The 16224-nt window shown below is 70.4% G+C and carries 15 protein-coding genes; 14 read left to right on the top strand and 1 reads right to left on the bottom strand.

From position 1 onward, the window contains the following. Positions 1-24 precede the first annotated feature (24 nt). Genes ACWDNU_RS00075 through pip form a run of 4 tightly spaced genes read left to right on the top strand, consistent with a single transcriptional unit; the run spans position 25 to position 2887 of the window. Positions 25-357, top strand: a complete 333-nt coding sequence (locus tag ACWDNU_RS00075; protein WP_449667033.1) for a hypothetical protein — start codon at positions 25-27, stop codon at positions 355-357. Between the two features lie 34 nt (positions 358-391). Beyond that, entirely contained in the window at positions 392-1174 is a 783-nt protein-coding gene (locus ACWDNU_RS00070) for a WXG100 family type VII secretion target (protein WP_449667032.1), read from the top strand. 24 nt (positions 1175-1198) lie between these two features. Further along, positions 1199-1927: an ESX secretion-associated protein EspG gene (locus ACWDNU_RS00065; protein ID WP_370940458.1), complete on the top strand. Its 729-nt coding sequence runs from the start codon at positions 1199-1201 to the stop codon at positions 1925-1927. Positions 1928-1939: 12 nt separating this feature from the next. After that, positions 1940-2887 carry a prolyl aminopeptidase gene (pip, locus tag ACWDNU_RS00060; protein ID WP_449667031.1) on the top strand — a complete coding sequence of 316 codons (948 nt, stop codon included), beginning with the start codon at positions 1940-1942 and terminating at the stop codon, positions 2885-2887. 124 nt (positions 2888-3011) lie between these two features. Here the strand turns inward: pip and ACWDNU_RS00055 are convergent, their stop codons facing one another. Beyond that, the gene (locus ACWDNU_RS00055; RefSeq protein WP_449667030.1) at positions 3012-4211 is read right to left on the bottom strand and encodes a Glu/Leu/Phe/Val dehydrogenase dimerization domain-containing protein; all 1200 of its coding nucleotides are present in this window, start codon (positions 4209-4211) and stop codon (positions 3012-3014) included. Positions 4212-4332: 121 nt separating this feature from the next. On the opposite strand from ACWDNU_RS00055, the gene ACWDNU_RS00050 reads away from it, so the two are divergent. From ACWDNU_RS00050 to ACWDNU_RS00005, 10 genes are all read left to right on the top strand, one after another. Next, positions 4333-5259: a LysR family transcriptional regulator gene (locus tag ACWDNU_RS00050; RefSeq protein WP_370937265.1), complete on the top strand. Its 927-nt coding sequence runs from the start codon at positions 4333-4335 to the stop codon at positions 5257-5259. A gap of 377 nt (positions 5260-5636) precedes the next feature. After that, positions 5637-6899, top strand: a complete 1263-nt coding sequence (locus ACWDNU_RS00045) for a glutamate-cysteine ligase family protein (RefSeq protein ID WP_449667029.1) — start codon at positions 5637-5639, stop codon at positions 6897-6899. A 64-nt stretch (positions 6900-6963) separates the two neighbouring features. Continuing rightward, the gene (gene egtB, locus ACWDNU_RS00040; protein WP_370937262.1) at positions 6964-8313 is read left to right on the top strand and encodes an ergothioneine biosynthesis protein EgtB; all 1350 of its coding nucleotides are present in this window, start codon (positions 6964-6966) and stop codon (positions 8311-8313) included. A 4-nt stretch (positions 8314-8317) separates the two neighbouring features. After that, positions 8318-9082 (top strand): ergothioneine biosynthesis protein EgtC, encoded by a 765-nt coding sequence (gene egtC, locus ACWDNU_RS00035; protein ID WP_449667028.1) that lies wholly within the window; start codon positions 8318-8320, stop codon positions 9080-9082. After that, on the top strand, positions 9079-10050 hold the full coding sequence (gene egtD / locus ACWDNU_RS00030) for an L-histidine N(alpha)-methyltransferase (protein WP_449667027.1): 972 nt from the start codon (positions 9079-9081) through the stop codon (positions 10048-10050). Before egtC ends, egtD begins: the two co-directional genes overlap by 4 nt. Continuing rightward, the gene (locus ACWDNU_RS00025; protein WP_370937259.1) at positions 10043-10513 is read left to right on the top strand and encodes a nitroreductase family deazaflavin-dependent oxidoreductase; all 471 of its coding nucleotides are present in this window, start codon (positions 10043-10045) and stop codon (positions 10511-10513) included. Before egtD ends, ACWDNU_RS00025 begins: the two co-directional genes overlap by 8 nt. Positions 10514-10933: 420 nt before the next feature. Continuing rightward, on the top strand, positions 10934-12553 hold the full coding sequence (locus tag ACWDNU_RS00020; protein ID WP_449667026.1) for an alpha/beta hydrolase: 1620 nt from the start codon (positions 10934-10936) through the stop codon (positions 12551-12553). Between the two features lie 117 nt (positions 12554-12670). Next, positions 12671-13819, top strand: coding sequence for an EfeM/EfeO family lipoprotein (locus tag ACWDNU_RS00015; RefSeq protein WP_449667025.1), 1149 nt, complete (start codon positions 12671-12673; stop codon positions 13817-13819). Next, positions 13816-14976 (top strand): Dyp-type peroxidase, encoded by a 1161-nt coding sequence (locus ACWDNU_RS00010; protein ID WP_449667024.1) that lies wholly within the window; start codon positions 13816-13818, stop codon positions 14974-14976. The genes ACWDNU_RS00015 and ACWDNU_RS00010 overlap by 4 nt, the downstream gene beginning before the upstream one ends. Positions 14977-14993: 17 nt before the next feature. Further along, positions 14994-16224, top strand: a 1231-nt coding sequence (locus ACWDNU_RS00005) for a phospholipase C (RefSeq protein ID WP_449667023.1), incomplete at its 3' end; no start/stop codon positions are given.

The raw sequence follows: 16224 nt of genomic DNA, 5'->3' as shown, positions 1-16224 counted from the left end.
CGAGCACCGGGAAAGGGAGCGGCCTTGGTCATCGGCGAGTCGGGCCGTGCGCGGGGCGGTTTCGCCATGGACGCGGCGGAGCTGACCGCCGTCATCCGGCTGTGGGAGGACCAGCTCGGCAAAATCGACGCCGACGGCCGCGCGATCGACGAGATCCTCGCGGTGTTCGCCGCCCCCGGCTCCGACCCGGCGAGCGCGGAGTACGCCGCGGCCGGCGCGGATTCCCTGCGCACGCTGCGCGACCAGAACGAGGCGCTGCGCCGCTACGCCGCCGGATACCTCGACAAGCTGCGCACCGCGCGGGACCGGACGGCCGAGGCGGACCGGGCCGGCGCCGATCTCGGCCGCGGCCGGTAAGCGGACGACCCCGGCTGCGCACGAAGGGAACCAGGTGGACGGCAAGCAGATCTTCGACAACTTCCGCGGCGGCGACACGTCCGGCCTGCGTGCCGCCGCGGCGAAGGTCCAGGAGCTGTCCGCGGCCTACCTGGAGCGCGCGCAGAGCGTGAAAGACCTGCAGGAGCGGATGGCGCGGTCGTGGACCGGCGACTCCGCGGACGCGGCGAAAGCCGGCGCGGGACCGGTCGAGGCCGGGTTCCGGGAGTCCGCCGACCCGCTCGACCTCACCAGCGCGTCGATGGACACCCAGGCCAGCAGCTTCGAAAGCTCCCGGCACGCGGTCGTCGACGTGCCGCCCCGCCCGGAGCGGCCGCAGCCGTGGGCCGGGCCGCTGCAGGCGGTGCTCCCCGCGTCGGCCGCGCCAGTGTCCTTTCAGGACGGAATCGACCGCTTCCACGGCGCGAACGAGAACAACGTGCGGGTGATGGAGCAGTACCACGGTGTCACCGCGAACACGAAACGCGTGCTGCCCCGGCAATACGGCCCGATCGTCCCCGACAGCGCCGCTGTGCACCGGACCGCTTCGGACAGCACGAGCACGCAAGCCGCCACGAGCCACGACCGCAACGGCCCCGGCCCCGCCCTGTTGCCGACCCCGGTCAGCGAACCGGCCCAGCGCGGCTCCGGCACGGCGGTCGGCGGTGCGCCGGTCGCGCAAGGCCCGGGCGACGGCCTGCACCGGCGGCCCGACTACCTCCTCGAATCCGATCCGGAGGGCGCTTTCGGCGTGGACGGTTCGGCGACCCTGCCGGTTCTCGGCGACGAGGAGGAGTAGCCGGTGGCCGATCCGGCGGGACGGGTGGATGTCCCGGTCGAAGCGCTCGCGGCGCTGGCCGAACGCGAGCAGGTGGGCCGGCTGCACGTGACGCTGCGCCCGGACCCGGCGTGGCTGTCGGAAACCGAACGCGACGAAGCGGCGAAGCGTGTGGACGACGCGCTCGCGCTGGCGGGCCTGGTCGACTCGCGCGGCCGGGCCACTGTGGACTTCCTCGACTGGCTCCCGCTGCTCGTGCGCCCGGTAATCGAGTACTACGGCTGGGTCGCGACCGGTGATCGGACGTATGGAGTGCTCGCCGCGGCCAGCGGATTGCAGGCAGTGCTCGCGGTGTCCGACGGCGAACACGTCGGCGTCCAGGAGATCGACCGCGAACGAGTGCTGGAAACGCTGGTGGAGCAGCTGCCCGCGGTCGGCCCGGGCGGCGGGCAAGTACGCACCGTGCGCGTCGCGGACCTCACCGAAGCCGCGCGCCGAGGCGAGGACGCTTTTCCGTTGGACCCGGTGTTGTCGGACGTGCTAACTCTGGTGCAGCGTCCGGTGCACGGCAGCGGAGAGCTGTACGCGGGACGACGCGACGACGTCGGCCGGTACGTCCGGCTGGAAGAACCATTGCACTACGCGGACACGGACTGGGGCCGGTACCTGAGCTACACCGTCGGGGCCGGGCCGGACGCGGAAATCCGGATCGGGCCAGCGGGCCCGGCCGAACTGTGCGGTGCGCTGCGATCCCTGGAGCGCACCCTGAACTGAGGGGACGTTCCTTTGCGCTATCCGGAAATCGAACCGTACGACAGCGGCCTCCTGGACGTCGGCGACGGCCACCAGGTGTACTGGGAAACCTGCGGCAACCCCGACGGCAAACCAGTAGCCGTCCTCCACGGCGGCCCGGGAACCGGCTGCAGCGAAGGAATGCGCCAATTCTTCGACCCATCACGCTATCGAATAGTCCTTATGGACCAACGAGGCTGCGGCCGCAGCACCCCGCACGCAGGCGACACCGTCGACGCCCTGAAAGCGAACACCGCCAGCCACCTCATCGCGGACCTGGAACTGCTGCGAGAAAAACTGGGAATCGAACGCTGGCAACTCTTCGGCGGTTCGTGGGGCTGCGTACTAGGCCTGGCCTACGCGGAACGCCACCCCGACCGAGTGACGGAAATCGTCATGATGGGCCTGGCCACCGACCGCCAGCTGGAAATCGACCTGCTGACCGGCGGCCTGGCCGGAATGTTCCCGGAGGCTTACGCGAGATTCCGCGACGGCGTACCGGAAACCGAACGAGACGGCGACCTCGCAGCCGCCTACTGCCGCCTCCTCACCAACCCGGACCCGGAAATCCATGAGCCAGCCGCACAGCGCTGGAGCGACTGGGAATCCGCAATGCTTCCCGGCGTCCCCCCGTCGCCGAAATTCGAAGACCCCCGCTTCAAACTGGCCTTCGCCCGCCTGGTCACCCACTACTTCTCCCAAGGCTGCTTCCTGGAAGACGGCGGAATCCTCCGCAACGCAAGCAAACTGGCCGGAATCCCCACAGTTCTGGTGCAAGGCATCCTTGACCTGAGCAGCCTGGTAGGCACCCCCTGGCTGCTGGAACGCGCAATCCCAGACGCAGAACTGATCCTGGTAGGCGGCGCAGGCCACACCACAGCAGTCCCGGACATGGAAAACGCACTCATCAAGGCCACAGACAAATTCGCCACCCGTACATGAGGGGAACCCTGAGGGAATCAGACTCCCTCAGGGTTCCCCTCATGACCCTAAAACCGCACCAACGCACCCAACCAGCGGTGCCCACGCAACCAGGGACGGCAATGTCGCCGCCAGGCGGAGCCGATCAAGGAATCATCAACGCAGGCGCCCCCACCGGACTAAGCGCTTCAGCAGCACGAGCCTCCCGAGTAACCTCAGCCTGCCGCAAAGCAGTAACCCGAGGCGGAACCCGATCCAAATGCCACTCCGCCAACACCAACGCCACCTTGGCCTGCATCTCGGTCCGCAACCGCAAGAACGAATCAGCCGGATCCGCCCCCACTTCACCGAGCAGCAACCACCACGCCCAAGCAGCAGCCCCGGCATTGGCGATAAAGTCCGGAATAACCGCAACCCCACGAGCAGACAACGCCGCCTCAGCCTCAGGCGTAGTAGCAGCATTAGCCGCCTCAACCACAACCTTGGCCTTCACAAGATTCTCGTTGTCCACCCGCAGCGCATAAGAAATAGCCGCGGGCACAAAGATATCCGCATCAACAGACACCACAGCCTCACGAGGCAACGTCTGAACCCCGTCAGGCAGCCGCCCCCGGTCAACCTCCCCGAACCGGTCCCGCAACTCCAGCAACGCAGGCACGTCCAACCCTTCCGGGTCATACAACGTCCCAGCCGCATCCGCGACAGCAACGACCTTCATCCCCGCTTCATGCAGGTACCAAGCCGCACCGCCCCCCATAGTCCCGATCCCCTGAATCGCGACCGAAGTCTCGGCAACCCCCCAGCCCCACGTGTTCGCGGCGCCGAGACAAGCCTGCGCCACGCCATAACCGCCGATGACGTCCCCCAGCAACTGTCCGCCGGGAACCGGAGCATTGAGCCCGGCCTGAACCCGCCGAAGCGTCCGAGCCGGATCAGCCGACCGGCGGATCGCGGCGTGGTACGACTGCTCCAACCCGAGCGTCGCGAAAACCTCGTCGATGAGGTGCTGCGGCACCCCCAGATCCTCAGCAGTCACCCAGCTGGCGTCCAGCCAAGGCCGCAGGAACTCGCAAAACCGGGTGAGCACGCCGGTCGCGCGCGGGTCCTTCGGGTCGAAGTCGATGCCGCCCTTCGCGCCGCCGACCGGGAGGTTGAACGCGGCCGTCTTGTTCGCCATGCCGCGCGCGAGGTCGGCCACCTCGTCGACGGTGCAGCCGGCGCGCATTCGCGTGCCGCCCGTGGCGACACCGGAAACCAGGCTGTGCACGACCAGGTAGCCGCGCGCACCCGTGACCGGGTCCGTCCACGTCAGCTTCATCAGCGGTTCGGCGATCCGCGTGTCCATCGAGCCACTCACCTCCTCGAGTCCGCCGGCGGCGCCGTTCGCCGCCTGCTTCCGAGGGTGGTGCCCGATCGGGGCCCGCGTCCATTTACCGAATGTGCACGAAGTTGTTTAGGGTTCGTACATGGAGCTTTCGTTGCACCGCTTGAGGATGCTCCGCGAACTGCATCGCAGGGGCACGGTCACCGCGGCTGCCGCGGCGTTGCATTACACCGCTTCGGCGGTGTCGCAGCAACTCGCGCAGCTGGAACGCGACGTCGGCGCGAAGCTGTTCGAACGGCTCGGCCGCCGGGTCCAGCTGACTGAACTCGGCATTCTGCTCACCGAGCACGCCGAGGAGATCCTGGGGTCGGTCGAGCGCGCGACGCTCGCACTGGAGGAAGCGCAGGGCTCGATGTCCGCGCGGCTCACGGCGGGCGTGTGGGCGTCCGTCGCGTCCGGTCTGCTGCCGACCGCGCTCACCGCGCTGGCCGCGGACTACCCGGGAATCCAAGTGCGGACGAAGGAACTGGCCCCGGAGGCGACCGCGGACGCGGTGCGGGACGGCTCGCTGGACCTGTCGTTCGTCATCGACTACTCCGACGCCCCGATGGAGTGGAGCGACGGCTTGGAGCGCGCGGTCGTCGCGGTGGAACGGATGCACGCGGCGGTCCCGGCGGGCGCGCTGCCGGCGGCCACGGTGCCGCTCGACGCGCTCGCGGAGCACCCGTGGATCCTGGCGAGTCCTAAGTCCCATTTCGGCCGTGCGATCCGGATTGCCTGCCAGCGGCACGGTTTCCAGCCGAAAATCAATCACGAGGTCGAGGAACAGTCGACCGCGATGGCGATGGTCGGCGCCGGTCTGGGTGTCACCCTGGTGTCCGATCTGGGCCTGCGGCTGCTGCGCCCGCCGGGGATCGACGTGGTCGCTCTCGCGCCGCCGTTGTTGCGGACGGTGTCGATCGCGTATCGCCGCACGGAGATCCGGCGCCCGGCGCTGCACCTGGTGATCGCGGCGGTGCAGAAGGCGGCGGCCGAGTTGGGGCTGGGTACGGAGCCTGCTTTGCCGTGAGCGGGGTGGTTCGGCGTCGAGCTGTCGTCGGATCTCGTGCTGCGCTCGCCGGGGATCGACGTGGTCGCGCTGGCCCCGCCGTTGCTGCGGACGGTGTCGATCGCATATCGCCGCACGGAGATCCGGCGTTGCACCTCGTAACCGCCGCGACTGGACAGGGCCTGGGCGCCGACCCCGCCACGCGGTGCGCGGGGTGCCCCGGATGGAGCAGTGCGCCGAGTGTGATCTGTCCGGTGAACTCCCAGGTCAACACAGATTACGAGGTTCTTATCGATCGCCTTCCCGGCTTCGCGGCCCTGTTTTTGTCAGACCCCGCGTGTAGCGTCGCGAAGCGACGAGGTCCGGTCCCGCGGACCTCCTGATCCGGACGGCGACAGATGACTGCAGTGCACGATTTTCCGGACAGATCCGGGAGCGCGGCGAACCTGACCGCGCGGGTGCTTGCCGACCGCGCGGAGGGGGAGCAGTACGTCGCTTCGGTGTGTTTCAAGCACGGCCCGCCGAGACTGCTCGGGGTGGAACTCGAGTTCACCGTGCACCACACCGGCGACCCGGTCCGCCCTCTCGACCCCGATGTCCTTGCCACGGCGCTCGGCCCGCACACCCCGCGGACGCTGCGCCCCGACAGCCCCGCGATCCCGCTCCCGGCCGGTTCTCCGGTGAGCCTGGAACCCGGGTGCCAGGTGGAGATCTCCTCTCCGCCGCAGGCCTCGCTGCGCGATCTGCACGCGGCTGTGGAGGCCGATCTCGCTCATCTCACCGGTCTTCTCGCCCGCCACGGCCTCGAACTCGGCGCCGCGGGCATCGACGAACACCGTCCGCCCCGGCGCGTTCTGCGCACGCCCCGCTACGCCGCCATGGAACGCCGGTTCGCCCCGATCGGGGCGGGCGGCATCACCATGATGTGCAGTACCGCGGGCCTGCAGATCTGCGTGGACGCGGGCGAAACCCACGAGGTCGCCGCGCGCTGGGCCGCCGCGCACGCGATGGGTCCGCCGTTGCTGGCGCTGTTCGCGAATTCCCGCGTGCACGCCGGAGCGGACACCGGATTCGCCTCGGCGCGCTGGCTCGCGGTGCTGGAAACCGAACCGGTCCGGAGCCAATCGCCCGAACCCGGCACGGACCCGGCCCGCGAATGGGCCCGGCGGATGATGGACACGCCGCTGATGGTGTTCCCGCGCGGCGAACGGCCGTGGGACGCGCCCGACGGGCTCACCTTCGCCGAGTGGATCGGCGGCCGGGGCGCGGCCGCGGTGCTGCGCCGCCCGACGGTCGCGGACCTCGACTACCACCTCACCACGATGTTCACCCCGGTGCGGCCGCAGGGCTACCTCGAGCTGAGGTACCTGGACGGGCAGCCGCCGGGGGAATGGCTGCCGCCGGTAGCGCTGGTCACCGCGCTGCTGGCGAATCAGTCCACAGTGGACAAGGTGCGGGAGGTGTGCGCGCCCGCGGCGGGCCGCTGGGTCGACGCCGCGCAGTGCGGCATGGCGGACGCGCAGCTGGCGGCGGTCGCCAGGGAGCTGGTGGAGCTGGGCATCGCCGAGCTTCCGGCCAGTGGGCTTCCGGAGAGCACCGTCGACGGGCTGGCCGCCGGGCTACGCGCCCGGGCCGCCGGAGTGCCGCGCCAGGACCGATGAGTAGGACCGAGATCACCGCCGGGCCGCGTGCCCGGCACACCCCGGACTCGAGGAGTCAGGAGCGATGAGCACCATCCCCGAACAGAACCCGTTGCTGGAGCTGAGCCCGCAAGACCTGCGGGCGCACACGGCCGCCGCCCTCACCCGGGCGCGCGAGCGCAGCGTGGCCCTCACCGACGCGGTCGACGACGAGGACCTCGTGCGGCAGCATTCGAAACTCATGTCGCCGCTGGTGTGGGACCTCGCGCACATCGGCAGCCAGGAAGAGCTGTGGCTGGTCCGCGACGTCGGCGGCCGGGAGCCGCTGCGCCCGGACATCGACGACCTCTACGACGCCTTCCAGCACGCCCGCGCGGACCGTCCGGCGCTGCCGCTGCTCGGCCCGGCCGAGGCCCGCGCGTACGTGAAGGAAGTTCGCGACAAGGCGTTCGACGTCTTGGAAACCGCGCCGCTGGACGGACGGCGGCTCACTGAGAGCGCGTTCGCGTTCGGCATGATCACCCAGCACGAGCAGCAGCACGACGAGACCATGCTGGCCACCCACCAGCTGCGCAAGGGCGAACCGGTGCTGCACGCCCCGGAGCCGCCGCGCGCGCCCGCCCGCAAGCTGCCCGCCGAGGTGCTCGTGCCCGGCGGCCGCTTCACCATGGGCACCACCGCCGAACCGTGGGCGCTGGACAACGAACGCCCGGCGCACGAGATCGACGTGCCCGCCTTCGTCCTCGACACCACGCCGGTCACCTGCGGCGCGTACGTCGAATTCCTGGAATCCGGCGGCTACGAGCAGCAGCGGTTCTGGAGCGAGCCCGGCTGGGCGTACCTGCGAGAGCACGGCATCACCGCGCCCCGGTTCTGGCGCCGCGAGCCGGACGGCTGGTGGCGCACCCGCTTCGGCGTGCACGAGCGCGTCCCGGAGAACGAACCGGTCGTGCACGTTTCGTACTACGAGGCCGAGGCGTACGCGCGGTGGGCGGGCAAGCGGCTGCCGACCGAGGCGGAGTGGGAGAAGGCCGCCCGGCACGACCCGGCGAGCGGGCGGTCGCGGCGATTCCCGTGGGGCGACGAGGAACCGACCGCCGAGCACGCCAACCTCGGGCAGCGCCACCTGCGCGCGGCCGAGGCGGGCGCGTATCCGGCCGGCGCGTCGCCGCTGGGCGTGCACCAGCTGATCGGCGACGTCTGGGAGTGGACGAGCACCGATTTCCACGGCTATCCGGGCTTCTCGGCGTTCCCGTACCGGGAGTACTCGGAGGTCTTCTTCGGACCGGAGTACAAGATCCTGCGCGGCGGGTCGTTCGGCACCGACGCGGCGGCGATCCGGGGCACGTTCCGCAACTGGGACTACCCGATCCGGCGGCAGATCTTTTCCGGCTTCCGGTGCGCGCGCGATCCGCGCCCGGGCGAGGCGGGCTAGCCGGATGTGCCGTCATCTCGCCTATCTCGGCGCGCCGGTGTCCCCGGCCGAGCTGATGTTCGCCGCGCCGCACGCGCTGCTCGTGCAGTCGTACGCGCCGCTCGACATGCGCGGCGGCGGTTCGGTGAACGCCGACGGCTTCGGCCTCGGCTGGTACCCGGAACCGGGCGCGCCGCCGCAGCGGTACCGCCGCCGCGAGCCGTTGTGGACCGACCAGACGCTGCCCGCGCTGGCCGCTTCGGTGCGCACTCGCGCGTTCGTCGCGGCGGTGCGCAACGGCACCACCGGAATGCCGGTCACCGAAGCGGCCGCCGCGCCGTTTCTGGAGGACCGCTGGCTGTTCAGCCATAACGGCGTGGTTCGCGGCTGGCCCGGTTCGATGCGCGGGCTAGCCGGACGGCTCGACGTGACGGAGCTGTTCACGCTCGAAGCGCCGACGGATTCCGCTCTGCTGTGGGCATTGCTGCGGGCTCGGCTGCGCGCGGGGGAGGAGCCGCTCGAAGCGGTGACCGCCCTCGTGCGCGAGGTCGAGTCGGTCGCCCCCGGCTCCCGGCTGAACCTTCTGCTCACCGACGGCGAACTGCTCGTCGGCACCGCCTGGACGCACGCGTTGTCCGTGCGCTGCACCGAAACCGGCGTGGTGCTGGCGTCCGAGCCGTGCGATCCGGACCCGGCCTGGACCGCCGTGCCCGACCGCCACGCCGTGCGCGTCACCGCGGCCGGCGTCGACGTTCTTCCCCTGACCCTGGAACGGAGCATCGCCCGATGACCGAAGCGGACCTGGAGAGCCATCGCCGCGACGTGGCCGCCGAACTGCGCGCGGACGTGCGCGAGGGGCTCACGGCCGACCAGAAGTGGTTGCCGCCCAAGTGGTTCTACGACGCCGAAGGCAGCAAGCTGTTCGAGAAGATCACCGCGCTGCCGGAGTACTACCCGACCCGCAGCGAGCGCGAGGTGCTCGCGCAGCGGGCGGCCGAGATCGCCGAACGCACCGGCGCGCACACGCTCGTCGAGCTGGGCTCGGGGTCGAGCGAGAAGACCCGGCTGCTGCTGGACGCGTTCACCGCGCACGGGACGCTGGAGTCGTTCGTGCCGATGGACGTGTCGGAATCCGCGCTCGCCGAGGCCGCTGCGGCGATCACGGCGGACTACCCGAAGCTCGAGGTGCGCGGGGTGGTCGGCGACTTCACCCAGCACCTGCAGCTGCTGCCCGGCACCGCGCCGCGCGTCGTGGCCTTCCTGGGCGGCACGATCGGCAACTTCCTTCCCGACGAACGCGCCGAGTTCCTGCGCTCGGTGCGGGAGGTGCTCAGCGAAGGGGAGTGGCTGCTGCTCGGCACGGACCTGGTGAAGGACCGGGAAACGCTGGAGCGGGCCTACGACGACGCGGCAGGCGTCACCGCGGCGTTCAACCGCAACGTGCTGCGCGTGATCAACACCGAGCTGGGCGCGGATTTCGACCCGGACGAGTTCGACCACGTCGCGCATTGGGACGACGGCCACGAGTGGATCGAAATGCGGCTGCGCGCCCGGAGCCGGACGGAGGTGCGCATCCCCGGCGCGGACCTGATCGTGCCGTTCGCCGAGGGCGAGCACATCCGCACCGAGGTGTCGGCGAAGTTCCGTCCCGGCGGCGTCGAGGCGGAACTGAACGCCGCCGGGTTCGCGCTCGAACAATGGTGGACAGACTCACAGCAGCGGTTCGGGGTGAGTTTGGCAAGATCAGTGCGTGCGTAACCCTGTCGCGGCGCTCGCCCGCAAGCTCGGCACCCAGCCCAGGCTGATGGGCGCGTCGCGCGCCATCATCGCGACCGACCGCCAGCTGCACCGGTGGTTCGGCGGCCGGATCAGCCTGGTCGGCCTCGCCGGACTGCCGTCCCTGCGGCTCACCACCACCGGAAGGCGCAGCGGCCTGCCGAGGAGCACGAACTTGCTGTACTACCCGCACGGCAGCGAGTTCGTGCTCACCGGCTCGAACTGGGGCCGCCCGCAGAACCCGGCGTGGACGCACAACCTGCGCGACAACCCGAAGGCGACGGTCGCGCTGCGCGGCCGCGAGATCGAGGTCAAGGCGCGCGAGTTGGAAGGCGCGGAGTACGACCGGATGTGGGCGGAACTGCTCGAATTCTGGCCGGGCTACCAAATGGAACGGGACGAGGCGCGGCGGGACTTCCCGGTGTTCGTGCTGACCCGCTGCTGAGCGGCCGGGCTTCGGCGGGGGAGCACGAATCCCCGGCCGAACCCGAGCAGAACGAGGAGTAGTTCGACGGGCTGGCCGAGCTCCCGGACTGCGCCGCCCGGGTGCTTCCCGGCTCGCACGGCGTCTTGCCCGGGTGCTTCTCAGCTCGCGGGGTCTTGCCCGGGCGGGACGAGAAGTCGCGAGAGCCGCCCCGGCCGCGCGATTACCGGGGCCGGGCCATGGCGCGCGGCGAAATCACCTTCCGGTTCGACCCGTTCCGCTCGCCGATCCAGCCCGTCGCCGAGGTCTGTCCCTCAGCGCTCGTTGTCGCTCGTCCGAACCCGCACTTCCTCCTTTTGGCCGGTGCCCGGCTTGGCCGGATTATGCCAGTCTCGGTGACGCCCCGTAATCAGGCGGGTGCGCAAACAGGGGAGATTCCACGTGCGCGGATCGAGAAGAACCGGAGCACTGGTCGCGGCGATCGCGACCGCGCTGACCGGGTTGGCGGGCACTGCTGTCGCGGCGCCAGCGAGCCCGGCGGCACAGGCCAAACCCGCGGAGATCGCGCGCACCGCGCCGGTCAAGTGGGAGGACTGCGCCAAAGAACAGCTGCGCGGCGTCCCGGAAGACCAGGTGAAGCTGTACAGCTGCGCGCGGTACGTCGTGCCGATCGACCACGACGACGCGTCGCTCGGCAGCATCGACATCGCGCTGATGAAGCGCGCCGCCAAGATTCCCGGCCAGCGGATCGGGTCGCTGTTCCTCAACCCGGGCGGCCCGGGCGGATCCGGGTTGCGGATGCCGATCTCCGGCGACCGTTACTTCCGCCCGCAGGTGATGGACCGCTTCGACCTCGTCGGCTTCGACCCGCGCGGCGTCGGCGCCAGCAATCCGCTGCGCTGCTTCACCACGGCCGAGGACGCCCAGGACGTCCAAAGCCAGCTGCTGCCGGTTCCGTTGTCGCGCAAGGAAATCTCGAACACGCTCGCCGGGTACCGCGACTACGGCCAGTTCTGCCGCCGCAACGCGGGCGCGCTGCTGGACCACATGTCCACCCGGGACGTCGTGCGGGACCTCGACCAGCTGCGCGCCGCGGTCGGCGACCAGCAGCTGACCTACACCGGCTTCTCCTACGGCACCCTCGTCGGGTCCACCTACGCCGCGATGTTCCCGAAGCAGACGCGGGCGATCGTGATCGACGGGAACGTCGACCCGCAGCTGCGCACCAACGACGGCGTCACCTACGACCTGGCGCGGGCGCAGGGCTTCGAGATCGCGCTCGACGGCTTCCTCGAACGCTGCGCCCAGGCCGGCGACAAGTGCGCGTTCAGCGCGGGCGACCCGCGCGCCAAGTTCGACGAACTGCGCGAGCACGTGCGCACCGACCCGATCACGCTGCCCGGCGGCCAGAAGGTGGACCTGGGCACGCTGATCAGCGCGGCGTCGAGCGCGCTGTACTCGCCGGATTCGTTCGGCGAACTCGCCGAGGGCTTGCAGCAGGCGTACTCGGTGCTGCACCCGTCGCTGCAGGCCCAGTCCGCACGGAAGGGCACCCTGTCCGCGGGCCGCGGCGGTCTGCTCGACCTCGCCCCGGACAGCCCGTACACCGGCAACGACTCGTACTTCGCGGTGAACTGCGCGGACAAGCCGATGCGGATCAAGCAGGAGCAGGTGCCGGGGATCGCGGGCAAGGCGGACCGGGAATCGCCGACCTTCGGCCGCTACCAGGTGTTCTCCGACATCGCCGCCTGCCCGGTGTGGCCCGCCGCGAAGACGTCCGACCCGTACCGCGGGCCGTGGCGCGCGAACACCGCGACGCCGGTCCTGGTGGTCAGCAACTTCTACGACCCGGCCACGCGGTACCGGTTCGGCCAGCGGATGGCCGAGGAGCTGGGCAACTCGCGGCTGCTGTCGGTCGACTCGTTCGGCCACTGCATCCTCGGCAGCGCGCGGGGCGTGGACGACGCGACCGCCGCGTACCTGATCGACCTGAAGGTGCCCGCCGACGGCCAGGTGTTCCAGCCGGACCGGCAGCCCTTCACTCCGCCCGCGAAGGGCTGATCGGTTGATCTTTCGGTTGATCTCCTGCCGGAACCGGGCATAACGGCACAACCCTCTTGTCAGCGCTCGGCGGATCGGTGAAAGTGTCCGCCAGAAGTTCACCTGAGGGGAGTTGACGTGCGGCGCTGGGCGGGCGGGTTCGGCGCGGCCAGTGCGACGGCGGTCCTCGTCGGGACCGCGGTACTCTCCGGCTGCTCCGGCTCGCCCGCCCAGCCTGGTCCGGTCGCGGTTTCGCGCTCGGCCTGCGGCGACGGCTGGACCGCGCCGCCGGCCGGGCCGCAGACCCTCCAGGTCCGCAACGACGCCGCCGTCACGATGGAAATCGACCTCGTCGACCCGGCCACCGGCACGGTCTTCGGGGAGCTGGAGGGCGTCGGCCCGGGCACGACGCGCGCGCTGCCGGTGAACTTCGCCAACGGCGCGTACGCCCTGCGCTGCGCGCCCGAGGACGGCACGCCGTTCGTCGGCCCGACGGTCCAGGTCACCGGCGGCGCGGACCGTCCGGGGCCAGCGGTGGTGCCGGTGACCAACGCCGATCTGCTCGGGCCGCTCAAGCAGTATCACGGCTACGTCGCCGACGGCCTCGGCACGCTCACCGGCCAGACCGCCGCGCTGGCCCGAGCAGTCCGCTCGGGCAATCGCGGTGCGGCGCAGCAAGCCTGGCTCACCGCGCACCTCACGTACGAACGGCTCGGCGCCGCCTACAACGCCTTCGGCGATTCGGACGGGGCGATCAACGGCACCACCGCGGGGTTGCCGGGCGGAGCCGCCGATCCGGACTTCACCGGGTTCCACCGGCTCGAGAACGGCTTGTGGCACAACGAAGCGATGCCCGCGTTGAGCCCGGTCGCCGACCAGCTCGACCAGGCCGTGCAGAAGCTGCGCACGTCGTTCGCCGACGCCCAGATCGACCAGAACGACCTCGGCCTGCGCGCGCACGAGATCATGGAGAACACCCTCCAGTTCGAGCTGACCGGCCGCACCGACTACGGCAGCGGCTCGAACCTCGCGACCGCGGGCGCGAACCTCACCGGCACCCGCGCGGTGCTCGACGTGCTGCGGCCGTTGCTGACCACCCGGTTCCCCGGCTTGAAAGACCTCGACGCCTGGATCGCCCGCACCGATCGCGATCTGCGAGCCGTCGCTGGCAAACCGCTGTCCACTCTGGACCGGAAGCAGCGGCAGCGGATCAACGCCGACGTCTCCGAACTGACCGAACGCCTGGCCCCGGTCGCGGCGATCGCCGAGCCGAGGAGGACCTCGTGACCCTGGGACGGCGCGCGTTCCTGCGCGGAGCGGCCGCCGCCGGGGCGGGCGCGGGCCTGGTCGGGCTGTCCGGAAGCGCGACGGCGGCCGGGGGAGCGGTGCCGTTCCACGGGCCACGCCAGACCGCCGTGCTGGCGGAACCGGCGAGACACTCGATCGTCGCGGCGTTCGATGTCGTCGCCGAGAACCGCGCCGAACTCACCGCGCTGCTCAAGGAACTCACCGACCGCGCGCGGTTCCTCACCAGCGGCGGCGCGCCCGCGTCGGTCGGCATCACCGGCCCGCCCGCGGATTCCGGCGTCCTCGGTCCGGAAGTCCCGAGTGGACAGTTGTCGGTGCTCGTCGGCGCCGGTGCGTCGCTGTTCGACGACCGGTACGGGCTGGCCGCGCGCAAACCGCCGAAGCTCAAGCAGATGCCGATGTTCCCGGACGACGCGCTCGATCCCCAGTGGTGCCACGGAGATCTGAGCCTCGTCCTCAACGCCGCGGAACCGGACACCGTGTTGCACGCGTTGCGCGACATCGCCCGCGCGACTCGCGGCGGAATGCAGCTGCGCTGGAAGATCGACGGGTTCAGCTCGCCGCCGCGGCCGTCTGGGACGCCGCGCAACCTGCTCGGTTTCAAGGACGGCACGGCAAATCCGGCACCGTCCGAAGCGGACCGTCTCGTGTGGACGGACGACGGCGGCAGCTACCAGGTCATCCGGCTGATCCGGATGCTGGTCGAGTTCTGGGACCGGGTGTCGCTGTCGGAGCAGGAGAACATGATCGGCCGCCGCCGCGACACCGGCGCGCCGCTCGACGGCGCGGCCGAGCAGGACGCGCCGCGCTACGCCGAGGACCCGATCGGCACCGTCATCCCGCTGACCAGCCACATCCGGCTCGCGAACCCGCGCACCCCGCAGACCGACGGACAGCGGATCCTGCGCCGCGCGGTGAACTACGACCGCGGCGTGGACGCCAACGGCAACCTCGACATGGGCCTCGTCTTCACCTGTTACCAGCGCGATCTCGAGCAGCAGTTCGAGGCCGTGCAGAAGCGGCTCGCCGGGGAGCCGCTCACCGACTACGTCTCGCCGTTCGGGGGCGGGTATTTCCACCTGTTCCCGGGCGTGACGGATCCGGCCGACCACTACGGCCGGGCAGTGCTGGGCTGAGCGGAAGGAGTTCTGCAGTGAAGCGGACCAGGAAGCGGGCCACCGCGGCGGCCGCGCTGGCGGCGACCGCGGCGCTGGCCGCGGCGTGCGCGAGCAGCGCGGCGTCGACCTCGGCACCGGCGCACGCGATCGCCGCCGAGACGTTCGCGACGTCGACGCCGATCAAGCATGTCGTGGTGATCTTCGGCGAGAACATCTCCTTCGACCACTACTTCGGCACGTATCCGAACGCCACCAACGAAAACGGCACCCCATTCCATGCCGCGCCCGGCACCCCGAAGGTCAACGGCCTCACCCCGGACCTGCTGCAGCACAACCCGAACGCCTACAACCCGAAGCGGCTCAGCCCGGACCAGGCGCTCACCTGCGACCAGGCGCACGACTACAAGAAGGAACAGGCCGCGTTCAACGGCGGCAAGATGGACAAGTTCGTCGAGTACACCGAGAAGGACAAGTGCACCGGGCAGCCGGTCCTGTTCGGCGAACCCGGCCTGGTGATGAACTACTTCGACGGCAACACCGTCACCGCGATGTGGAACTACGCCCAGCATTACGCGCTGAACGACAACTCGTTCAACACCGTCTTCGGCCCGTCCAGCCCCGGCGCGATCAACCTCGTCTCCGGTCAGACGCACGGCCTGCAGCCGGTCGATTCGGTCACCGGCGAGCCGAAGGTCGACCCGCACACCGCGGCTTCCCCGGACGCGCACGGCGTCGGCACGATGATCACCGACCCGGACCCGGCGTTCGACGACTGCTCGGACAAGAACCACACCGCGAAGGACAACCTCGGCGCGTTCCAGGGCCGCAACGTCGGCGACCTGCTGAACGCACGCGGCGTCACCTGGGGCTGGTTCGAGGGCGGCTTCCGGCCCACCGGCGAGGCGAACGGATACGCCGTCTGCGGGACGAAGCACCCGAACGTGGGCGGCCAGGCGTCCGTCGACTACAGCCCGCACCACGAACCGTTCCAGTACTACCAGTCGACCGCGAACCGCAAGCACCTACCGCCGTCCTCGTTGCACGCGGTGGGCCAGCACGACCAGGCGAACCACCAGTACGACGTCCGCGACTTCAACGACGCCCTTGCCGCGGGCACCATGCCGGCGGTGAGTTTCCTGAAGGCGCCGGAGTATCAGGACGGACACGCCGGTTACTCGGATCCGTTGGACGAGCAGGCTTTCGTGGCCGACGAGATCAACCGGATCCAGGCGTCGCCGCAGTGGAAGAACACCGCGATCGTGCTGG

The organism is Amycolatopsis sp. NPDC003676 (genome assembly GCF_053587275.1).
Note: the sequence above shows the minus strand (reverse complement) of the source record. Positions and strands in the feature narration are given on the sequence as shown.

What these genes read in the sequence shown, in the direction of transcription:
- egtC (WP_449667028.1), top strand. Translation starts at nt 8,318, where the DNA reads ATGTGCCGTCATCTCGCCTATCTCGGCGCGCCGGTGTCCCCGGCCGAG.
- egtB (WP_370937262.1), top strand. Translation starts at nt 6,964, where the DNA reads ATGAGCACCATCCCCGAACAGAACCCGTTGCTGGAGCTGAGCCCGCAA.
- egtD (WP_449667027.1), top strand. Translation starts at nt 9,079, where the DNA reads ATGACCGAAGCGGACCTGGAGAGCCATCGCCGCGACGTGGCCGCCGAA.
- ACWDNU_RS00045 (WP_449667029.1), top strand. Translation starts at nt 5,637, where the DNA reads ATGACTGCAGTGCACGATTTTCCGGACAGATCCGGGAGCGCGGCGAAC.
- ACWDNU_RS00055 (WP_449667030.1), bottom strand. Translation starts at nt 4,211, where the DNA reads ATGGACACGCGGATCGCCGAACCGCTGATGAAGCTGACGTGGACGGAC.
- ACWDNU_RS00050 (WP_370937265.1), top strand. Translation starts at nt 4,333, where the DNA reads ATGGAGCTTTCGTTGCACCGCTTGAGGATGCTCCGCGAACTGCATCGC.